This is a genomic window from Okeania hirsuta (genome assembly GCF_003838195.1).
GTDB lineage: Bacteria > Cyanobacteriota > Cyanobacteriia > Cyanobacteriales > Microcoleaceae > Okeania > Okeania hirsuta.
Window position 1 is genome coordinate 49,115 of the sequence record NZ_RCBY01000017.1, and the last position, 17,803, is coordinate 66,917.

Consider the following 17,803-nt stretch of genomic DNA (forward strand, 5'->3'; position numbering starts at 1 on the left):
TGATAGATAGAAAATAATTCACTATGGTGGGAGCAGCAAGGCAAGTAGAGGAAAAATTGAAAGAAATAGAAGTAGCGATCGCTGAAATTGCCAAAGAATTTTATGGTACTTATGAAGGTTATTTCAAAGTATTAGGTCAAGGGATAGGCCAACAATTAATTTTTGCTAGTTATCATATATGTACTCAAGGATATCCAGAAGCTTTTCTTAATTTATCATTTCCTCAGCGACAAAAAATGCAGTCAGAGTTGCGAGAAATAGCAAAATTACCAGTTAGAGAATTAGAAGAATTATTAGAACAAAATCCAGAAGAACAGCAAAATTTAGATGGGACTTCAGCACCAGAATTAATGATAAGTCTTTTGAGTGAAGAAGATGGGGAGCAGCAAGAAGTAACATCCCCACTAAAAGACCAAAAGACAAACATAGAATTTGATTCTGCTGTATTATTTCCAACTCAAACATCTGATAATAAAGAGCAAAAATTGGCAGATCGGATAGAAGAAAATTTGAATAAAATTGAAACAGAAGAAATAGAAAATTCCCCAGAAAATATTATTGATAAATTAGATAATTTAGATACATTAATATCTTGGCAAGAGAATATAGAAAGGCAAATACCTGAAATCCTCAAAAAAATTTCTCATCAGGCAAATTGCATCCTTAAAAATGCAGAAATACTACCGAAAAAAATACCGAAAAAAGTTTTAGAAGCTGCGACCAAAATGGAATCAGGTGATACTCCTTTAGGTGGAAAACCTAATTTATTAAATTTATTAATTGAAGCAGAAGATCCAGAAGAAGAAAAAAATTCTAGAGTTACTAAAGTTATAGCAGTAAATCTCAGATTATCTGAAATAGAATTTACTGATATTAATATTACTGCCTGGCGTAATAAAATTCGTAACCTTGATCGAAGACTTAACCAATTGCAGCGAGAATATCGTAAAAAGCAACGTGAACGAGCTGTAATAGAGGCAGAGTCAGCATGGCGTTCTAGTTGGTATGAAGAATAATTGGTATTGCTGAAGCACGTGTATGATATTCATCTTCATTACTTAGGAGTCAACCCACCCCTAACCCCTCCCAGGAGGGGAAGAACCAAGTCAGGAGGGAAGAAAGAAGAAGTAAAGAGGAGTAGAAGGACGAAGGTTTTTTGGTCATTTCAGTGGAACGGAGTTCTATAAATAATTTTTTTTCTTTTTTATCCTTGATTTAATTAAGCTTTAAACCTTAGTTATTCGATAAAATTTGTGGTAAATATAGTAGTCGCTATTACTGTATTTGACATATCAAAAGCTTAAAATTCAGACAATGCAATATTTTTCTTTTCTAGATAACTAATCGCCTAGATAAGTAATTTCTGCTATACATTAAGATTATATGGGCTAAAAATTTTCACACTAAAGTAATTCGAGGACAGAAGTAATACTAATTATCATGGATTAATTCTACAAAAAGGTAATTGGAAAATCATACCTAAAAGGAGTTTTTCCTGAATTTTTTCTTACTTCTTCATTAATTCCTTAGATAATACTAATTTTATGTGAGGTGGCACATAATTAGGTATTAGGTGTTATACCATTTTGAAAAAAGAATGTTACGAATAATAAGCATGATTAAAAGACTTTAAAGGAGATGTCCCTTGGAGAAAAAAGAGAATTTCCTAGGTCAAAAATGGTATTGAAGCTATTCATTCTGACTTCTGACTCCTGAGGACTGACTCCTAAGAAATATCCTAGCTATTTGTAGCAAAAATTTATCACCTTTGGTATTAAATATTAGACATCTCCAATAATAAAAAACCAAATTAATTATCGTAGATAAATCATCAATTCTTTCCCCCCTACTCTCTACTCCCTCTTTTCCGGAGATGTCTATTGGTTGTTATACGAATTTTATGTGAAATGGCACAGAATTATGAAATTTATTAACTTGTCTATCTCAATCTACAGTCAACTCTGATTAAAATATTATTCTACAGCGTATTTCATATTAGTAAGGTACACCAGTCGCGGGCAAGATGCTCACACGACAAACACTTGACCATTCTTATGTGTACCTCATTTATCTGCAATCTGCTGTATATATTATAGGTAGATAAATGGATTTCTTCAAAGAAAGCAAAATAAAAGAAGTCAAAAAACTGAATGCTGATATTTATTTAAGTGTGAATTTCTATAAATGAGCGACTAAGAAAATATTATAGAAACAATATGCTATGAATAACGAAAGAGAAAATATCGACTGGGAAAGACTACAAAAAGCTTTGTCAGTAGAAGTACAATATGGATTTCCAAATATCCAGGGAAAACAATATATATTTAATGAATAAATTCATTAAATATATAAATGGATTTCCTCAAAGAAAGCAAAATAAAAGAAGTCAAAAAACTGAATGCTGATATTTATTTAAGTGTGAATTTCTATAAATGAGCGACTAAGAAAATATTACAGAAATAATATGTCATGAATAACGAAAGAGAAAATATAGACTGGGAAAGACTACAAAAAGCTTTGTCAGTAGAAGTACAATATGGATTTCAAAATATCCAGGGAAAACAATATATATTTAATGACTTTTTAAGTATCAGTTTGAGCAAGTCACCAATAATATTAAAAGGTTATCAAAATCAATTTCAGGAGATATCTAATCAATTTGTCAGCTATCCAGAAATGACCAGAGAAGAGCGACAAAAATTACTAGAAATAACTAAATATTTTTTACAAAAAATGCAATATATTTCTGAAGGTGTAAAACCAGAAGAAACAATAAAAAAAGAGAGATTTAAATCAGAAGAAAAAAGTCAAAAAACACTAAAAAGCAACTCCGTTACTTCTCAAAAATACAGCGATAAACTTGATGTAGAACAACCATTAACAGAAGTCAAAGATATTAGCAAAAGAAACAGCGATCGCCTAGCGACATTAGGATTATATACAGTTAGAGAATTACTTTATTATTACCCAAGAGACCATATAGATTATGCTCGTCAAGTACATATTCGCGACCTAGAACCTGGAGAAACTGTCACAATAATTGGCAAAGTTAAACGATTTAACTGTTTTTCTAGCCCGAAAAATAAGAAATTAACCATTCTTGAACTTACTCTCACAGATGCTACAGGTCAAATCAAAATAAGTCGCTTTTTTGCCGGACCTAGATTTAGTAATAAAGGTTGGCAAATGCAGCAGAAAAAAATCTATCCAGTCGGTGCAACAGTAGCTGCTTCAGGTTTAGTTAAAGAAAACAAATATGGAAAAAATTTAGATAACCCAGAAATAGAAGTTCTTGATAGTGAAGGGGGTAAAATTGAATCAATGAAAGTTGGTCGTTTAGTACCAGTTTATCCCTTAACAGATGGAGTAGGAGCAGATGTTGTTAGAAGAGCAATATTTACAGTTTTACCAACAGCAGAACAATTATCAGATACATTGCCTGAAGCATTACTAAATCAATATCAATTAATAGATTTAAAAAATGCGATTAAAAATATTCACTTTCCTATAGATCGAGATTGTTTAGCAGCAGCTCGTCGTCGCTTAGTTTTTGATGAATTTTTCTACCTACAATTAGGATTATTGAAACGTCGGCAACTACAAAAAAAAGTAGAAACAGGAATAGCTTTACCAACTACAGGAAAATTAATCGAGCAATTCTATAAATTACTTCCATTTGCATTAACTAATGCTCAAAAAAGAGTAGTTAATGAAATACTCAATGACCTACAAAAACCTGAATCAATGAAAAGATTAGTACAAGGAGATGTAGGAGCAGGAAAAACTGTAGTAGCAGTTGTGGCGATGTTAGCAGCAATTCAAGCAGGTTATCAAGCTGCTTTAATGGCACCAACAGAAGTATTAGCAGAACAACATTATAAAAAATTAGTTGCTTGGTTTAATCTTTTACATTTGCCAGTTGAACTATTAACTGGTTCGACAAAGGTAGCAAAACGTCGAGAAATTCACTCTCAACTTGAGACTGGAGAATTACCAGTATTAGTCGGCACTCATGCTCTAATTCAAGAAGCAGTAAATTTTCACAAATTAGGTTTAGTAGTAATAGATGAACAACATAGATTTGGTGTTCAACAAAGAGCAAAATTACAACAAAAAGGTGAATCTCCGCACTTTTTGGCAATGACAGCTACCCCAATTCCGAGAACTTTAGCTCTGACATTACATGGAGATTTGGATGTTAGTCAAATAGATGAATTACCACCAGGAAGACAACCAATTCAAACAACTACTTTAACTGGAAGACAACGTAAAAAAGCTTACGATTTAATCCGCCGAGAAATAGTTCAAGGTAGACAAGTTTATGTTGTTTTACCCTTAGTTGAAGAGTCAGAAAAATTGGATGTAAAATCTGCAGTTGAAGAACATCAAAAGTTAGCAGAAAAAGTTTTCCCAGAATTTAAAATAGGTTTACTTCATGGCAGAATGACAAGTGTAGAAAAAGACCAAACAATTAGTGCATTTCGGGATAATCAAACTCAGATTTTAGTATCTACAACTGTGGTGGAAGTAGGAGTAGATGTGCCGAATGCCACAGTAATGTTGATTGAAAATGCAGAAAGGTTTGGTTTATCTCAGTTACATCAGTTGCGGGGGCGAGTGGGTCGTGGTGTCCATCGGTCTTATTGTTTGTTGATGAGGGGTGCGGGTTCCACTGATGCTACTGAACGTTTGAAAGTGTTGGAGCAGTCTCAGGATGGATTTTTTATTGCGGAGATGGATATGCGTTTGCGGGGACCTGGTCAGGTTTTGGGAACGAAGCAGTCTGGGTTGCCGGATTTTGCTTTGGCGAGTTTGGTTGAGGACCAGGAGGTTTTGGAGTTGGCGCGGGGTGCTGCTTTTCGGGTGATGGAGAAGGATGAAAGTTTGAATAGTTGGCCTCTTTTGAGGAGGGAGTTGGAATGGCGGTATCAGAAAATGATGGGGGGGTCGATTTTAAATTGATTTTTAATATTTATAATAGATTAATCCTAGAATTTTCAGGAGGTATTATAGAGATATGCAAAGATGTCCAAAATGTAATTCTGAAAAGTTAATGCACAATGTCAGGATAATTGATAGGGGGCACAATGGCAGCATAACACCTTTAGAAGTTGAAGTATTCAAAAAACCAGACGCTATATTTTTAAACGGTCACACAGAGAGGCTCTTGAGGCAACTATTTGTGGAGAATGTGGCCATACAGAATTGACAGTAACGAATCCAGATGAGCTATATCAAGCTTATCTTGAATCTCTAAGGAACTCAATCTAGATCATAATTTTGTGTTAGACAAACAAACAGGAGTGTGTCAGTCCAGTAGGGTGCGTTAATGAAATGTAACGCACCATTTTAGCAGTATGGGAAGGTCCAGTAGAAGTAACGCGCCATTTGAGAAGATTATTATGTACTTAAATTAGTAGAAAACCTTTCAGAAGTTGTCAGTTTTCCGAGTCCAGTAGGGTGGGTTTCGGTGCGTTACGCTTCGCTAACACACCCTACTAGACTGACACAGCTAAAACTGTGCATTAGCTTTTAACTTGAAAATTCTTACTTTTGAATGCATGACTTTTGACTTTTGAATTGAATCTAATGCACCATTTAAGCTGTGTCAGTCCACTACTAGCGCGTCAAGCTTGAAATAGTGTTTTAGGAAAATTCTCCAAACCTTAGTCAGAGCAAGAATTATACTCAAAAATTTAATACACCATTTTCAGCTTGACACGACACTACTTTTTCTTCTGAAGATGTTGAGCGATCGCTCCAGACAAACAAACAGAAACTAATTATTAATTCAAAATCAAAAATTTATTCATCACTATTTTTCCATACGCAATAGTAGAATCTCAAAAATCACTGAAAGACTCAACTCAGACCAACTGACTTTTCCTTCTCTAGATGTTGAGCGATCGCTCTAGACAAACAAACAGGAGTTAATTGATTAATTTAAAATCAAAAATTTATTTACTACTATTTTTCTATACGCAATAGTAGAATCTCAAGCGCTCCAGACAAACAAACAGAAACTAATTATTAATTCAAAATCAAAAATTTATTCATCACTATTTTTCTATACGCAATAGTAGAATCTCAAAAATCACCGAAAGACTCAGTTGAGACCAACCTACTTTTCCTCCTCTAGATATGGAGCGATCGCTCCAGACAAATAAACAGAAACTAATTATTAATTCAAAATCAAAAATTTATTCATAACTATTTTTTCATACGCAATAGTAGAATCTCAAAAGTCTGGAAATAGTTATGAATAAATTTTTGATTTTGAATTAATAATTAGTTTCTGTTTATTTGTCTGGAGCGATCGCTCCAGACAAATAAACAGAAACTAATTATTAATTCAAAATCAAAAATTTATTCATAACTATTTTTTCATACGCAATAGTAGAATCTCAAAAGTCTGGAAATAGTTATGAATAAATTTTTGATTTTGAATTAATAATTAGTTTCTGTTTATTTGTCTGGAGCGATCGCTCCAGACAAATAAACAGAAACTAATTATTAATTCAAAATCAAAAATTTATTCATAACTATTTTTTCATACGCAATAGTAGAATCTCAAAAGTCTGGAAATAGTTATGAATAAATTTTTGATTTTGAATTAATAATTAGTTTCTGTTTGTCTGTCTGGAGCGATCGCTCTAGACAGACAAACAGAAACTAATTATTAATTCAAAATCAAAAATTTATTCATAACTATTTTTTCATACGCAATAGTAGAATCTCAAAAGTCTGGAAATAGTTAACTAGGAGCAACCTACTTTTCCTTCTCTAGATATGGAGCGATCGCTCTAGACAGACAAACAGAAACTAATTATTAATTCAAAATCAAAAATTTATTCATAACTATTTTTTCATACGCAATAGTAGAATCTCAAAAGTCTAGAAAGACTCAACTCAAAGCAACCTACTTTCCCTTCTCTAGATATGGAGCGATCGCTCCAGACAAATCAAAACAGAGAAATAGGCTGTAATTTAAAGATTTATAGATGATAGGAAATTTATTTTGCGACTACTTGTATAACCAACTAAATAAATCTGCAATAGATAATTGCCAATCTGTTAATAAATTGAGAACTGGTAAATTATCAGAATTATACCTAATTTCTGGTTGTTGGTTAGGTTGAAAAATCACTACAGATTCATCTTCAGAATCTATTAACCAACCTAACTGAGTACCATTATTGAGACAGAAAAGAATTTTATTAATTAATTGATTAGAACTTTGGTCTGGCGAGAGAATTTCTATTACCCAATCTGGTGCTATTTCAAATCTATTTTCAATTCTACCATTTGCTTTTGTGGGAATACGTTGCCATGCAAAAACTGAAATATCTGGAACTATGGAACGTCCGTTAAAAGTACATCTTAATTCTGGGAATGCCATTACTAACTTTTGTGGTTCACCTGCTTGATTAATAGCTGACGATAGACAAATTTGAATTCTACTATGTTCTCCTTGTGGCATTGGTTTTTGATAAATTTGATTGTTAAAATATTCACTTGCTGGTTTTGTTTCTGGCAATTGTAAAAACTCTTCGAGAGTAACTTGTTGGGGTGAATTAACAGTAGTTAACATAATTATTTTGCCTCAATTTAAGCTTAACTATTTAAGGAAGAGGGAAGAGGGAAGAAGTAATAAGGGGTAAATATTGAAAAAAAGGGGTAGACGATAGAAATAACTATCTAAAATGAACTATAGTCGCTATTTTTTTTAGCATATCCGATCGATATCTACCTTTTTGTAGTATTCTTTTTTTTAATTGGTATAATTCACTAGAAAATAAAAGACGAATACCTATAATAGCGAATCCAATTTTAGCAATAATTATTACTATATTTGTGCTCAAGTCTCATTCTTGAACACGAGCTTGTTTCAACATATCAATAAGAGTATGATGAGCATCTTCAGCATCCTTTAAAGTATGGTCAAATTCAATCCTTATCGGTAAACTTTCCCCAGTAAATTCAGCAGTTAAGTTCATACCTTGAGCATCAATAGAAAGCATCTTTGCTGCTGTAGCATTGGCAGAACTACCAAATTTTTGAGCATAAAGAAGTACAGCATCTGCATGGTCTTCATTCATATGGGAACAAATGCGAGCACTAATTTCTGAAGTAAATGAATTAGTCATATTTTCAAATCTTTTTATGAGTATTATTTTTAAATATAAAACAAGCTCAAAAACTTAATCTAAAAAAACTAGGTAAGAGAACTATAGATTGAGCTATAAACATCTAGAAAAATCTTAATATCAACCATATTCCCAGATGAAAGTAAAATGCATAAGGTACGAAAAATTAGGATTTGAGATTGCTTTCCGTTCCGGACTGCTACGCAAACCCTGTCGGTTGCAATGATGGAGATACATTGTACTGCATAAGTCCTAATAATTTTATTCTAACTTCTGAGTGCTTAGTTAATTTTCTGCCTCCTGTCTCATGTATTTTGACTTATGTTTCATGACTCCTATCTTCGATATTCATCACCACAGTCACCAATAATTTTAAACAAATTCCGTGACTCCCTACTTAAATTATCAATTTGCTGATAATCTTCTACATCTAAATTGAAATGAAACACCCGAGAATTATCTTGCAAATTTTCTGAAATACTCAGCGTTGCTCCGACAATAGCACCTGCCACAGAAGGCTGTTCTAAAATATAGCGAACTGCCACATTTGAAATACTAACTTTGTGTTTATCAGCAATTTTTTTTAGCAGATTTAATAATTTTTGAAATAAACTCCAACCACCCCAAGTATCAACCATCTTTTTATACTTTTTCAAACTAACAGTATTGAGGTCTTTTGGATGAGGTTCTGAAGAATCTAAATACTAAATATTTTTCTGAGAGCAAACCACCGCATAATGTACCATAAGCCAAAAGCTGAATATTATGCTCTTGGCAAAACTGTACCATTTCTATTAAAGGACGACGATCTACTAGAGAAAATTGAACTTGATTAGAGACTATCTTAATTCCACTTTCAATAATAATTTTCAAATGTTCAGTATCAAAATTAGTTAAAGCCAAATGCTTAATTTTTCCCTCCGACTGAAGCTCCGACATATAATTAAGAGCATCCAAATAACTTTTATTTTGAATAATGGCTCATAATTTAAACTTAAAAGTAGTTGCTGAAGGAGTAGAAACTCAATCCGAATTAGACTTTCTTCGTAAATATGACTGTGACAAAATTCAAGGCTATTTCTTCAGTGCTCCATTACCCACATCCAAGTTTGAAAATTTATTAAAAACTAATCAACTATCAAAATTCCCTAGCATTTAAAGACAAAGAAGAAAGAAGAAGGAAGGAGGAAGGAGGAAGGAGGAATAAGGAAGAAGAAATCATAGAAATATGTGGTTTTTAGGATGAGAGACCAGCTCATTATTAAAGAGTAATACCATGCATCAAAAAAGAGTTACGAATAATCAGCACCATAGCGCATAGTTTCATATAAAGTCTATTTGACGAAAAAGATAATTTACAACATTAAAAATGGCATTAAATCTATTCATTCAGAATTGCTGAATTCAGAATTGCTGAATTATTACGAAATACCCTAGATATTTGTAGCAAACATTTATCAATTTGGTATAAAATCACCTGAAAGTAGAAGGGAAAGAGCAAAGCTGAAGAAGTCATAAATCACACTATAATTGTGGAAAGCCACCAGCCAAAACCTAAACCTAATCCAGAAATAATAGCTAAAATCAAAAAAGTAGAAAATCCATTAAACAACTCTATCAACTTTTCTCCCGCAACCATTTGAGCAACTACTCCTGCCACAATACCAATAGCTACCCATAACCCAACAATAATATTAGGCCCAGCACTAGCCAAAGCGATCGCCACAGCTTTAGACCGAGTAGAATTCCAAGCTGCAGACCAAGCTCCAACCCAAGCTCCCACAATAAACCCAAGCATACTGCCAACACCAGTACCAGTCTTCAAACCAATCACAGCATCTACTATTGTCCCAAAAATAAATCCAGCAGCAGCCCAAATAATAGAACCAACAATCACCAATAATACATTTTCAGCCCCATTACCAGCCAAAAATCCTCCCAAAGCAATTACTCCATCAATAGTCACCACAGCAGCAACTGTCCTGGCCTTAGGTTCAGTGCCAGCAATTAACCCTAGACTACATCCAACCATGGCCCATGCCAAAGCAGTGATTATACCTCCCACAGAATTTCCAGCTATCCAACCTGCTCCCCCTCCAGCACCCAATAAAGCGATCGCCCAACATCTTTGAGAACCCGTTCCTTCAATTGCCAAAACAGTCATTCCCATCCATGCCACGCCCTCAACCACGGCCCAACTCCAGACAGGAGCTTTGTAAATAACTAATACCCAGGCAGTCAAAGCATAAAACAGGAAAGTGGCAATTAAACTACCCCAAGGAATACTGGAAGTTGCTGAATGTGGTTGATGAGTGTGGACAGAGAACTGTTGAAAATGATTATTAGCGTTAGAATTTTCTGGCCTTTGAGGAGAGGGGGAAGGTTGAGGAGAAGGTGGACGACGAGGTGATGAGTATTGTGTTTGACTGGGAGTTTTTCGTTTCGGAATAGTTTGTGGTTGAGAATCATTCAAAAAATACCGTAATTTTCCGTAAGCTTCATTAATCTCTTTGAGATGAATTTGAGCTTTTGCTTGGAGACGAGTATTTTGGGCAAAGCGGTCTGGGTGCCAGACAAAGGCTAAATCTCGGTAAGCTTGTTTCACTTGATCTAGAGAAGCACCAGGCTCAAGTTCTAAAATTTTATAGTATTGATTTATCTCATCCACATTAGAAAAATAATCAGTAATTAGGACAATTAGGAATTTAGTGGTGTGACGTTATCGAAAGCCTTATTTTTTGAGGTTGGTATTATATGACAGGGAAAAGGCCGCCGAGAAGAGTGGGAAAAACATTTCCTCTTTGATTCATCATTACTCTATGTAGTAACCAACTCAATATTTGATACATGAAACAAAACTCATAGACAATTAGTTCCATTTTGACTTTAAAGTAAGAAAAATGCCATATTACTCTTATGAGTCTATCTGAAAATGTTGCAATTCATCTCCCATTATCATCTTCGATTTAGCGGGAGATGAATTGCAACCAGAAAATATATTCATTGCGACAGGTGAAAGATTTGTCTTTGTGTTATAATTGCACCTTTAAATTCAGAAAAAAATAAACGGATACTTGATTACTCTAACTTACCAATACAAGCTTAAACCGACTAAACATCAAGAAGTAGAAATTAATCAGATTCTTGATGTTTGCAAAAGCGTGTATAATTCGCACTAAGAGAGCGGAAAAACTGGCTAAGTTCAAAAAAATAACCAATTAATAGTTGTTCAATTGTTGCTGAATATATTATTTCTGGTGATGCAGCTTATCCTAATAATAATCATCAAGGAAAAAACTTAACAATAGCGAAGAAAACTAATACTAACTTTAATTTAGTAAATGCCCAAGTTTTACAACAAACTTTAAAGACTTTAGATCGAGCTTTTTCTGATATGAAATCTCAAGGAAAAAGTTATCCAAGGTTTAAGAAAAAACTGAGAAGTTTTATTTTTCCAGCAATGCTGAAAAATTGCTTAGGCAATATATAGAGTTAAACTGCCTCAGGTAGGTTGGATGTAAGATTAAACAAAGTAGGCCATATCCAGATTTTTTTCAAGCTAAACAAGCTAGGATAGTCAAAAAAGCTAGTGGTTATTATTTGATGATTAGTTTTACTTCATCAGAGTTAGTATCAGATGTTGCTGAATATATTATTTCTGGTGATGCAGCTTATCCTAATTATAATCATCAAGGAAAAAACTTAACAATAGCTAAGAAAACTAATACTAACTTTAATTTAGTAAATGCCCAAGTTTTACAACAAACTTTAAAGACTTTAGATCGAGCTTTTTCTGATATGAAATCTCAAGGAAAAAGTTATCCAAGGTTTAAGAAAAAACTGAGAAGTTTTATTTTTCCAGCAATGCTGAAAAATTGCTTAGGCAATATATAGAGTTAAACTGCCTCAGGTAGGTTGGATGTAAGATTAAACAAAGTAGGCCATATCCAGATTTTTTTCAAGCTAAACAAGCTAGGATAGTCAAAACAGTTAGTGGTTATTATTTGATGATTAGTTTTACTTCATCAGAGTTAGTATCAGAGAATCCAGTAGGCAAAAAGTGGTTAGGAATAGACGCAGATATACAGATTTTTGTAGCTACTTCAACTGGAAAGTTAATCAAATCTCCTAAGTTTTTATTAAGTAAACTGCGGTAGGGGCAAATGGGCATTCGCCCCGACAATTGCTGCAAAGAAGGCTTAAGAAAAAAAATAAGGGGTCAAATAATTGGTTAAAACTTCTAGAAATAAATTTTTAACAATAAAAGCATTAAAACAACGTAATTTAGATTTATCTTATTAGCTAGTATAAACTACCCGCTAAAATAAAGAGATATCTCAAAATATCAATATCAAATGTCTGCAAACTTTCCCACTGCCGTTTTGATTGACGGCCATTCTCTCGCCTTTCGTTCCTACTATGCTTTTGGCAAAAGTCGTAGTGGGGGCTTAAAAACTTCTACAGGCATTCCCACCAGTGTTTGTTTTGGTTTTCTGAAGTCTTTGTTGGAAGTTATGGAGACTCAAAAACCAGAATATTTAGCGATCGCTTTTGATTTAGGAAAACCTACGTTTCGCCACGAAGCTGACAAAAACTATAAAGCAGATCGAGCAGAAGCGCCTGAAGATTTAATTGTTGATGTGGAAAATTTGCAAGAGATTTTAGGTGCTTTTAATATACCTATAATTACTGCTGCTGGTTATGAAGCGGATGATGTATTAGGAGCTTTAGCGCAAAAAGCTAGTACTGCTGGTTTTCGGGTAAAAATTCTTTCGGGCGACCAAGATTTATTTCAATTAATAGATGTGGAAAAAGGTATTAGTGTTTTACATTTAGCAGCAGGTAAAGGTAGCACTCCTCAAGAGTTTGGTCCTGAAGAAGTTAAGGAAAAATTGGGTATTTTACCGACTCAAGTTGTTGATTATAAAGCTCTTTGTGGAGATGCTTCTGATAATATTTCTGGTGTTAGGGGTATTGGGAAAAAAACGGCAGTTAAGTTGTTGAATGAATATGGTTCTTTAGCGGAAATTTATAGTTCTCTGAATAAAATTAAAGGAGCAAATCAGAAAAAACTTGAAGAGGGAAAAGTTGAGGCAGAGCATTCTCAGTTTATGGCAAGAATTGAAGTAAATGTTCCAATAGATATTGAGATGGAAGATTTGCAGCTCAAAAAAATCTCTCGCTCAGAAATTGAGCCTATTTTGCAAAAGTTTGAATTACAACATTTCTTAAATCAAATCCCTTATTTAGAACAACAGTTTAGTGGGTTGGCGGGAATTCAAGTTTTGCCAGAAGAGTCGGAAAATAAACAAGAAGAAAAATCAGACAATATTTTGGTTGAGGAAGAGAATGATGATTGGTTTTTTAGTACAGAAGATACAAAGGCAGCTCAACAACAAATAACAATAAAATCAGAAATAAAACCTCAAATTATTGATACTCCAGAAAAGTTAAATCAGTTAGTAAATATTTTAAAAGAACAGAAAAATCATGAGACTCCCGTAGCATGGGATACGGAAACTACATCTTTAGAACCACGAGATGCAGAGTTAGTTGGTATTGGTTGTTGTTGGGGAAAAAATATAGAAGATATTGCTTATATTCCCACCGGACATAAAGTAGGAAAAAATCTAGATAAAGGAAAAGTATTAGAGGCTTTAAAACCAATTTTAGAAGGTTCTGATTATCCGAAAGTATTTCAAAATGCCAAATTTGATAGATTAGTTTTTCGCTGTCAAGGAATTAAATTAGCTGGAGTTGTTTTTGACACAATGTTGGCAAGTTATGTATTAAATCCTGGAGCAAAACATAGTCTGGAAGAAATATATATTAGACATCTGAGAACTGCTGGAATAAATTTAAAAAGTTATGATGATGTAGTCTCGAAAAATCAAACTATTGCTGACTTAGATATTCTCAAAGTTACTCACTATTGTGGAACTCAAGTTTTTGTAACATTTCAGTTAGTAGAAAAATTAAGAACAGAATTAGAAAAAGCTGATGAAAATAAACCTCCTGAGAAATCTTTGTACAAATTATTAGTAGATGTAGAACAACCATTAGAATCCGTTTTAGCAGAAATGGAATATCTGGGAATTAAGATTGATATTGAATATCTCAAGAAATTCTCAGTCCAACTGAAAAAAGATTTAGAAGTAATTGAAAAAAGAGCTTTTGAAACTGTAGATAATCGAATTTTACAGGAATATCTCATAACAGAAATTCAAAATATAGAGACTGACTCATTCACTAATCAACAAGAATTAAAAAAAGCAATATCTAGCCCCATACTAAAAGCATATATTACCAAATTATCAAAAGAGCAAAGACAGAAATCAGAAATAATTGAAAGCCAAATCAATCGAGCAGAAACAAGTGATTTTTTAAACCTTAACTCACCATCTCAATTAAGCGAACTACTATTTAATATACTAAATCAAAATCAGAAAAAATCTCGGAAAATTAAGACTGGTTACTCTACAGATGTAGTTGTCTTAGAAAAATTACAAGAAGAAAGTCAACATCATCTCATCATTGATGAAATATTAAATCACCGAACCTTATATAAACTCTTTTCTACCTATGTCGAAGCCATACCAAAATTAGTTCGTACAGATACTCAGAGAGTTCATACAAATTTTAATCAAACTCAAACAGATACAGGACGTTTATCTTCCTCCGAACCAAACTTACAAAATATTCCCATTGGTACAGAATTTTCTAGGCAAATTCGTCAGGCATTTATCCCCAAAAAAGATTGGTTATTAGTCGCCGCAGATTATTCACAAATTGAATTAAGAATATTAGCTCACTTGAGTCAAGAACCAGTATTAATAGAAGCTTATCAAAATAATCAAGATGTACATACAGTCACAGCCAAACTATTATTTGAAAAAGCAGAAATTACATCAGATGAACGTCGTGTCGGTAAGACAATAAACTTTGGCGTAATTTATGGCATGGGGGCACAAAAATTAGCAAGGTCTGTCGGAATAAGTGTCAAAGAAAGTAAACAATTTTTAGACAGATATAAACAAAAATATTCTCAAGTATTTGAGTATTTAGGGAAGTTAAAAAAAGAAGCGATCGCTCAAGGTTATGTAGAAACAATATTAGGTCGTCGGCGTTATTTTGAATTTGAATCTAAAACTATCCGAGATTTAAAAGGTACGGAACCAGAAGAAATTAACCTAGATGAATTTAAACGTTTAAGTCAAAATGATGCTCAACTTTTAAGGGCAGCAGCTAACTCGCCTATTCAAGGTTCAAGTGCAGATATTATTAAAATTGCCATGATAAAATTCCATAAAATATTGGCAAATTATCAGGCAAAATTATTATTACAAGTCCATGATGAATTAGTATTTGAAGTTCCATCATTAGAGTGGGAAGAATTGGAGCAGGTAATTAAATCTACAATGGAAAATGCCATAGATTTAAAAGTACCACTCATAGTAGATATTCATGCAGGAAAAAATTGGATGGAGACCAAATAATACCAGTAGGGGAGTGGAAGAGTAGGGGAGTAGGGAAGTAGGGGAGAAATAAACAATGGCTTTACATAATTTTCTTGGGCGATGCTGATTGATAATGATTTTTAGATTAACATTTCAGCAACGCCTTTTTTTTAGTAGGGGAGTAGGGAGTTGCATGCAATGTCCGTAAAGAGAAATAAACATAATCATAATTAATACCCTTCTAGGGTGCTAATTATCAAAAAGACGATCCTGTTTGTGTTAATTAATTAATAATTGAAGTGCTACCTAAGAGACTCTTTGTAAAAGGAATAGGTATCTCCAAAAAAATCAAAAATAAAATCAATTATTATCGCTAAATTATCAATTATTTCTCTCTGTTCCCTACTCCCTACTCCCTACTCCCTACTCCCTAAATTATCAATTATTCCTCCCTGTTCCCTGTTCCCTGTTCCCTATAAAAAGTTTTTATTGTGCAAGAGATATGTTAAACTCCTGACTGTAGTTTACTAAGAATCTTTATTTGAGTAAATCTAATGGATACCAAAAAATTAGTTTTAGGTGGAGTTAGTTTGGTATTAGGCAGTGCAATTGTTGCAACTGCTGCCAGTGTTGAACTTAGTGTTGAACAAGAACAAGTAATATGTAAACTTAAAGAGACAGTAGAACAACAAGAAAGAGCTGGCAAAAAACTGGTTTTCTGGCCACTAATTGGAAAAGTGAAAGAAAGAGTAGAAGTTCCTTTTACAGCCAAATTATCTTCTAATACCTCCTACAGTATTTTAGGGGTATGTGATGATAATTGTAATGACTTAAATTTAACCCTTAAAAATCAAAAGGGTGAGAAAATAGCGAATGATAAAAAACAGGATGGAATACCAGTAATCTCTTTTACTCCCACGGAAAACAGTAATTATCGGATTACTGCACGACCAGACAAATGTTCAACTGAAAAATGTGAATTTGGTATGGTTTTATTTGTTCCTAAAAGTGTTGATTTAGATGTGGCCTCTGAGCTGCCAGATGAGTTATATCTATTTAAGTTGTGCCAAGAATAAGCAATAAATTAGTACAGGTAATTCAGTTAAGTTAATATTCTCAGAAAAATTTTGAAAAATAATATAGTTATACGAACAGTTAATATTTTTTGTTTGACCAATACTCAGACAGTGAAAAATGCAATAATATTTCTCAAAGTGAAATACAAGTTGTTAAACAAAATTAGAAACAAGCTTTATTTGTTAAATTGTATAGAAATATGTGAGAAATAAGCCTGGATAGTTAATCTAACTAAAATTTTACTGTCAAAAAAATTTTTATTGAATGGGGATTGGACTTAATCTCTATTGATCATCTGATTTAAACAAAAAAACTAGTATTAATACTACATCTGGTTTGGATAGGTTATATCATGTCCGGTTGAATACTTATAAATAAACAACGGAGTCCTCAGGTAGGGGATCTGTCGGATTGGCGACTTACAGGAGTCAGCAGAGAAGAAAGAAGAAAAAAGAAGTAAAGAGGAGAAAGTTTTTTTGATCACTAATTATCCGGACATGATATTACTCATCAGATTAGAAAACAGAAAAAAATTATAAATCTGTTTGATCGACTGGAATTAGTATAATATTGACTTAACGCTTAGGAACTGCTGAAAAAATAAAATTAAAAGAAAATAATATTTTAGATGTAGTTACCAATATTCTAATCCTATGCTCAGTAGTAATCTAAGGATAAAGAATTTATACTAATCCCGATCAATTAAAGTATTAGTAGTATTGCCAAAAAAAATATATTATGGTATCTAGGAAAAACTTCACTGTACATAATTAATCCTCGGAATTGACTGCTCCCCAGACTCAAGTCACGGGGATTCTAAGCAGATACTACGCAACAGGATAAATCCGTGTTGCTCCGTTTCTTCTTAGCTGACCAAAGATATATTCTTTGGGGACAAGTCAAAATGCCCCTACACAGTCGGCTTAAGTTTAACCCTAGCTTTCTGCTTACTTTTGTGATTATATTTGCAGCTCCATTACAGTCTGCATTAATACACCAATTATTACCTGTTCTATACAAACCACGCTGTCTTGATGCAGTCGCTCATGGGGGAAACCCCCAAGACCGCGCTGCATCGCTTTATTCTCTTTCCTGACGGTTTCCAATTATTGGGTTTCTCAC

Annotated in this window: 13 protein-coding genes and 1 pseudogene; 9 read left to right on the plus strand and 5 right to left on the minus strand. The window is 33.4% G+C overall.

Annotated elements, in window-relative coordinates; genetic code table 11:
• The first annotated feature begins 23 nt into the window (after positions 1-23).
• The 3 genes from D5R40_RS05115 to D5R40_RS34620 all read left to right on the plus strand — a co-directional run bounded on the left by D5R40_RS05115 (position 24) and on the right by D5R40_RS34620 (position 5,209).
• Positions 24-1,016 carry a hypothetical protein gene (locus D5R40_RS05115; RefSeq protein WP_124154312.1) on the plus strand — a complete coding sequence of 331 codons (993 nt, stop codon included), beginning with the start codon at positions 24-26 and terminating at the stop codon, positions 1,014-1,016.
• Between the two features lie 1,453 nt (positions 1,017-2,469).
• Positions 2,470-4,962, plus strand: a complete 2,493-nt coding sequence (gene recG, locus D5R40_RS05120) for an ATP-dependent DNA helicase RecG (protein WP_124145722.1) — start codon at positions 2,470-2,472, stop codon at positions 4,960-4,962.
• A gap of 55 nt (positions 4,963-5,017) precedes the next feature.
• On the plus strand, positions 5,018-5,209 hold the full coding sequence (locus tag D5R40_RS34620; protein WP_124145721.1) for a hypothetical protein: 192 nt from the start codon (positions 5,018-5,020) through the stop codon (positions 5,207-5,209).
• 1,815 nt (positions 5,210-7,024) lie between these two features.
• Here the strand turns inward: D5R40_RS34620 and D5R40_RS05130 are convergent.
• The 3 genes and pseudogenes from D5R40_RS05130 to D5R40_RS05140 all read right to left on the minus strand — a co-directional run.
• Positions 7,025-7,591, minus strand: coding sequence for a Uma2 family endonuclease (locus D5R40_RS05130; protein ID WP_192901147.1), 567 nt, complete (start codon positions 7,589-7,591; stop codon positions 7,025-7,027).
• A 274-nt stretch (positions 7,592-7,865) separates the two neighbouring features.
• Positions 7,866-8,147 carry a DUF2470 domain-containing protein gene (locus D5R40_RS05135; protein WP_124145719.1) on the minus strand — a complete coding sequence of 94 codons (282 nt, stop codon included), beginning with the start codon at positions 8,145-8,147 and terminating at the stop codon, positions 7,866-7,868.
• Positions 8,148-8,482: 335 nt separating this feature from the next.
• Positions 8,483-9,119 (minus strand): annotated as a pseudogene (locus D5R40_RS05140) (aldo/keto reductase); the annotation flags it as partial.
• 4 nt (positions 9,120-9,123) lie between these two features.
• Between D5R40_RS05140 and D5R40_RS05145 the strand changes: the two are divergent.
• Positions 9,124-9,306, plus strand: coding sequence for an EAL domain-containing protein (locus D5R40_RS05145; protein ID WP_124145718.1), 183 nt, complete (start codon positions 9,124-9,126; stop codon positions 9,304-9,306).
• Positions 9,307-9,666: 360 nt separating this feature from the next.
• On the opposite strand, the gene D5R40_RS05150 is transcribed toward D5R40_RS05145, so the two are convergent.
• Complete coding sequence (locus tag D5R40_RS05150) at positions 9,667-10,815, minus strand: J domain-containing protein (protein ID WP_124154313.1); 1,149 nt, start codon at positions 10,813-10,815, stop codon at positions 9,667-9,669.
• A 406-nt stretch (positions 10,816-11,221) separates the two neighbouring features.
• Between D5R40_RS05150 and D5R40_RS42430 the strand changes: the two genes are divergently transcribed.
• The 5 genes from D5R40_RS42430 to D5R40_RS05170 all read left to right on the plus strand — a co-directional run bounded on the left by D5R40_RS42430 (position 11,222) and on the right by D5R40_RS05170 (position 16,680).
• Positions 11,222-11,326 (plus strand): helix-turn-helix domain-containing protein, encoded by a 105-nt coding sequence (locus D5R40_RS42430; protein WP_161564595.1) that lies wholly within the window; start codon positions 11,222-11,224, stop codon positions 11,324-11,326.
• 424 nt (positions 11,327-11,750) lie between these two features.
• Positions 11,751-12,041 (plus strand): hypothetical protein, encoded by a 291-nt coding sequence (locus tag D5R40_RS05160; protein WP_124154314.1) that lies wholly within the window; start codon positions 11,751-11,753, stop codon positions 12,039-12,041.
• A gap of 113 nt (positions 12,042-12,154) precedes the next feature.
• Positions 12,155-12,304 carry a hypothetical protein gene (locus D5R40_RS34625; RefSeq protein ID WP_161564931.1) on the plus strand — a complete coding sequence of 50 codons (150 nt, stop codon included), beginning with the start codon at positions 12,155-12,157 and terminating at the stop codon, positions 12,302-12,304.
• Positions 12,305-12,502: 198 nt separating this feature from the next.
• Positions 12,503-15,643 carry a DNA polymerase I gene (locus D5R40_RS05165; protein WP_124154315.1) on the plus strand — a complete coding sequence of 1,047 codons (3,141 nt, stop codon included), beginning with the start codon at positions 12,503-12,505 and terminating at the stop codon, positions 15,641-15,643.
• 515 nt (positions 15,644-16,158) lie between these two features.
• Entirely contained in the window at positions 16,159-16,680 is a 522-nt protein-coding gene (locus tag D5R40_RS05170; protein WP_124145714.1) for a hypothetical protein, read from the plus strand.
• A 960-nt stretch (positions 16,681-17,640) separates the two neighbouring features.
• Here the strand turns inward: D5R40_RS05170 and D5R40_RS34630 are convergent.
• Positions 17,641-17,787, minus strand: coding sequence for a hypothetical protein (locus D5R40_RS34630; protein ID WP_161564932.1), 147 nt, complete (start codon positions 17,785-17,787; stop codon positions 17,641-17,643).
• Positions 17,788-17,803 lie beyond the last annotated feature (16 nt).

Excerpts from the sequence above, each read along its gene's own strand:
- D5R40_RS05115 (WP_124154312.1), top strand. The coding sequence starts at position 24 with ATGGTGGGAGCAGCAAGGCAAGTAGAGGAAAAATTGAAAGAAATAGAA.
- recG (WP_124145722.1), top strand. The coding sequence starts at position 2,470 with ATGAATAACGAAAGAGAAAATATAGACTGGGAAAGACTACAAAAAGCT.
- D5R40_RS34620 (WP_124145721.1), top strand. The coding sequence starts at position 5,018 with ATGCAAAGATGTCCAAAATGTAATTCTGAAAAGTTAATGCACAATGTC.
- D5R40_RS05130 (WP_192901147.1), bottom strand. The coding sequence starts at position 7,591 with ATGTTAACTACTGTTAATTCACCCCAACAAGTTACTCTCGAAGAGTTT.
- D5R40_RS05135 (WP_124145719.1), bottom strand. The coding sequence starts at position 8,147 with ATGACTAATTCATTTACTTCAGAAATTAGTGCTCGCATTTGTTCCCAT.
- D5R40_RS05145 (WP_124145718.1), top strand. The coding sequence starts at position 9,124 with ATGGCTCATAATTTAAACTTAAAAGTAGTTGCTGAAGGAGTAGAAACT.
- D5R40_RS05160 (WP_124154314.1), top strand. The coding sequence starts at position 11,751 with ATGATTAGTTTTACTTCATCAGAGTTAGTATCAGATGTTGCTGAATAT.
- D5R40_RS34625 (WP_161564931.1), top strand. The coding sequence starts at position 12,155 with ATGATTAGTTTTACTTCATCAGAGTTAGTATCAGAGAATCCAGTAGGC.
- D5R40_RS05165 (WP_124154315.1), top strand. The coding sequence starts at position 12,503 with ATGTCTGCAAACTTTCCCACTGCCGTTTTGATTGACGGCCATTCTCTC.
- D5R40_RS05170 (WP_124145714.1), top strand. The coding sequence starts at position 16,159 with ATGGATACCAAAAAATTAGTTTTAGGTGGAGTTAGTTTGGTATTAGGC.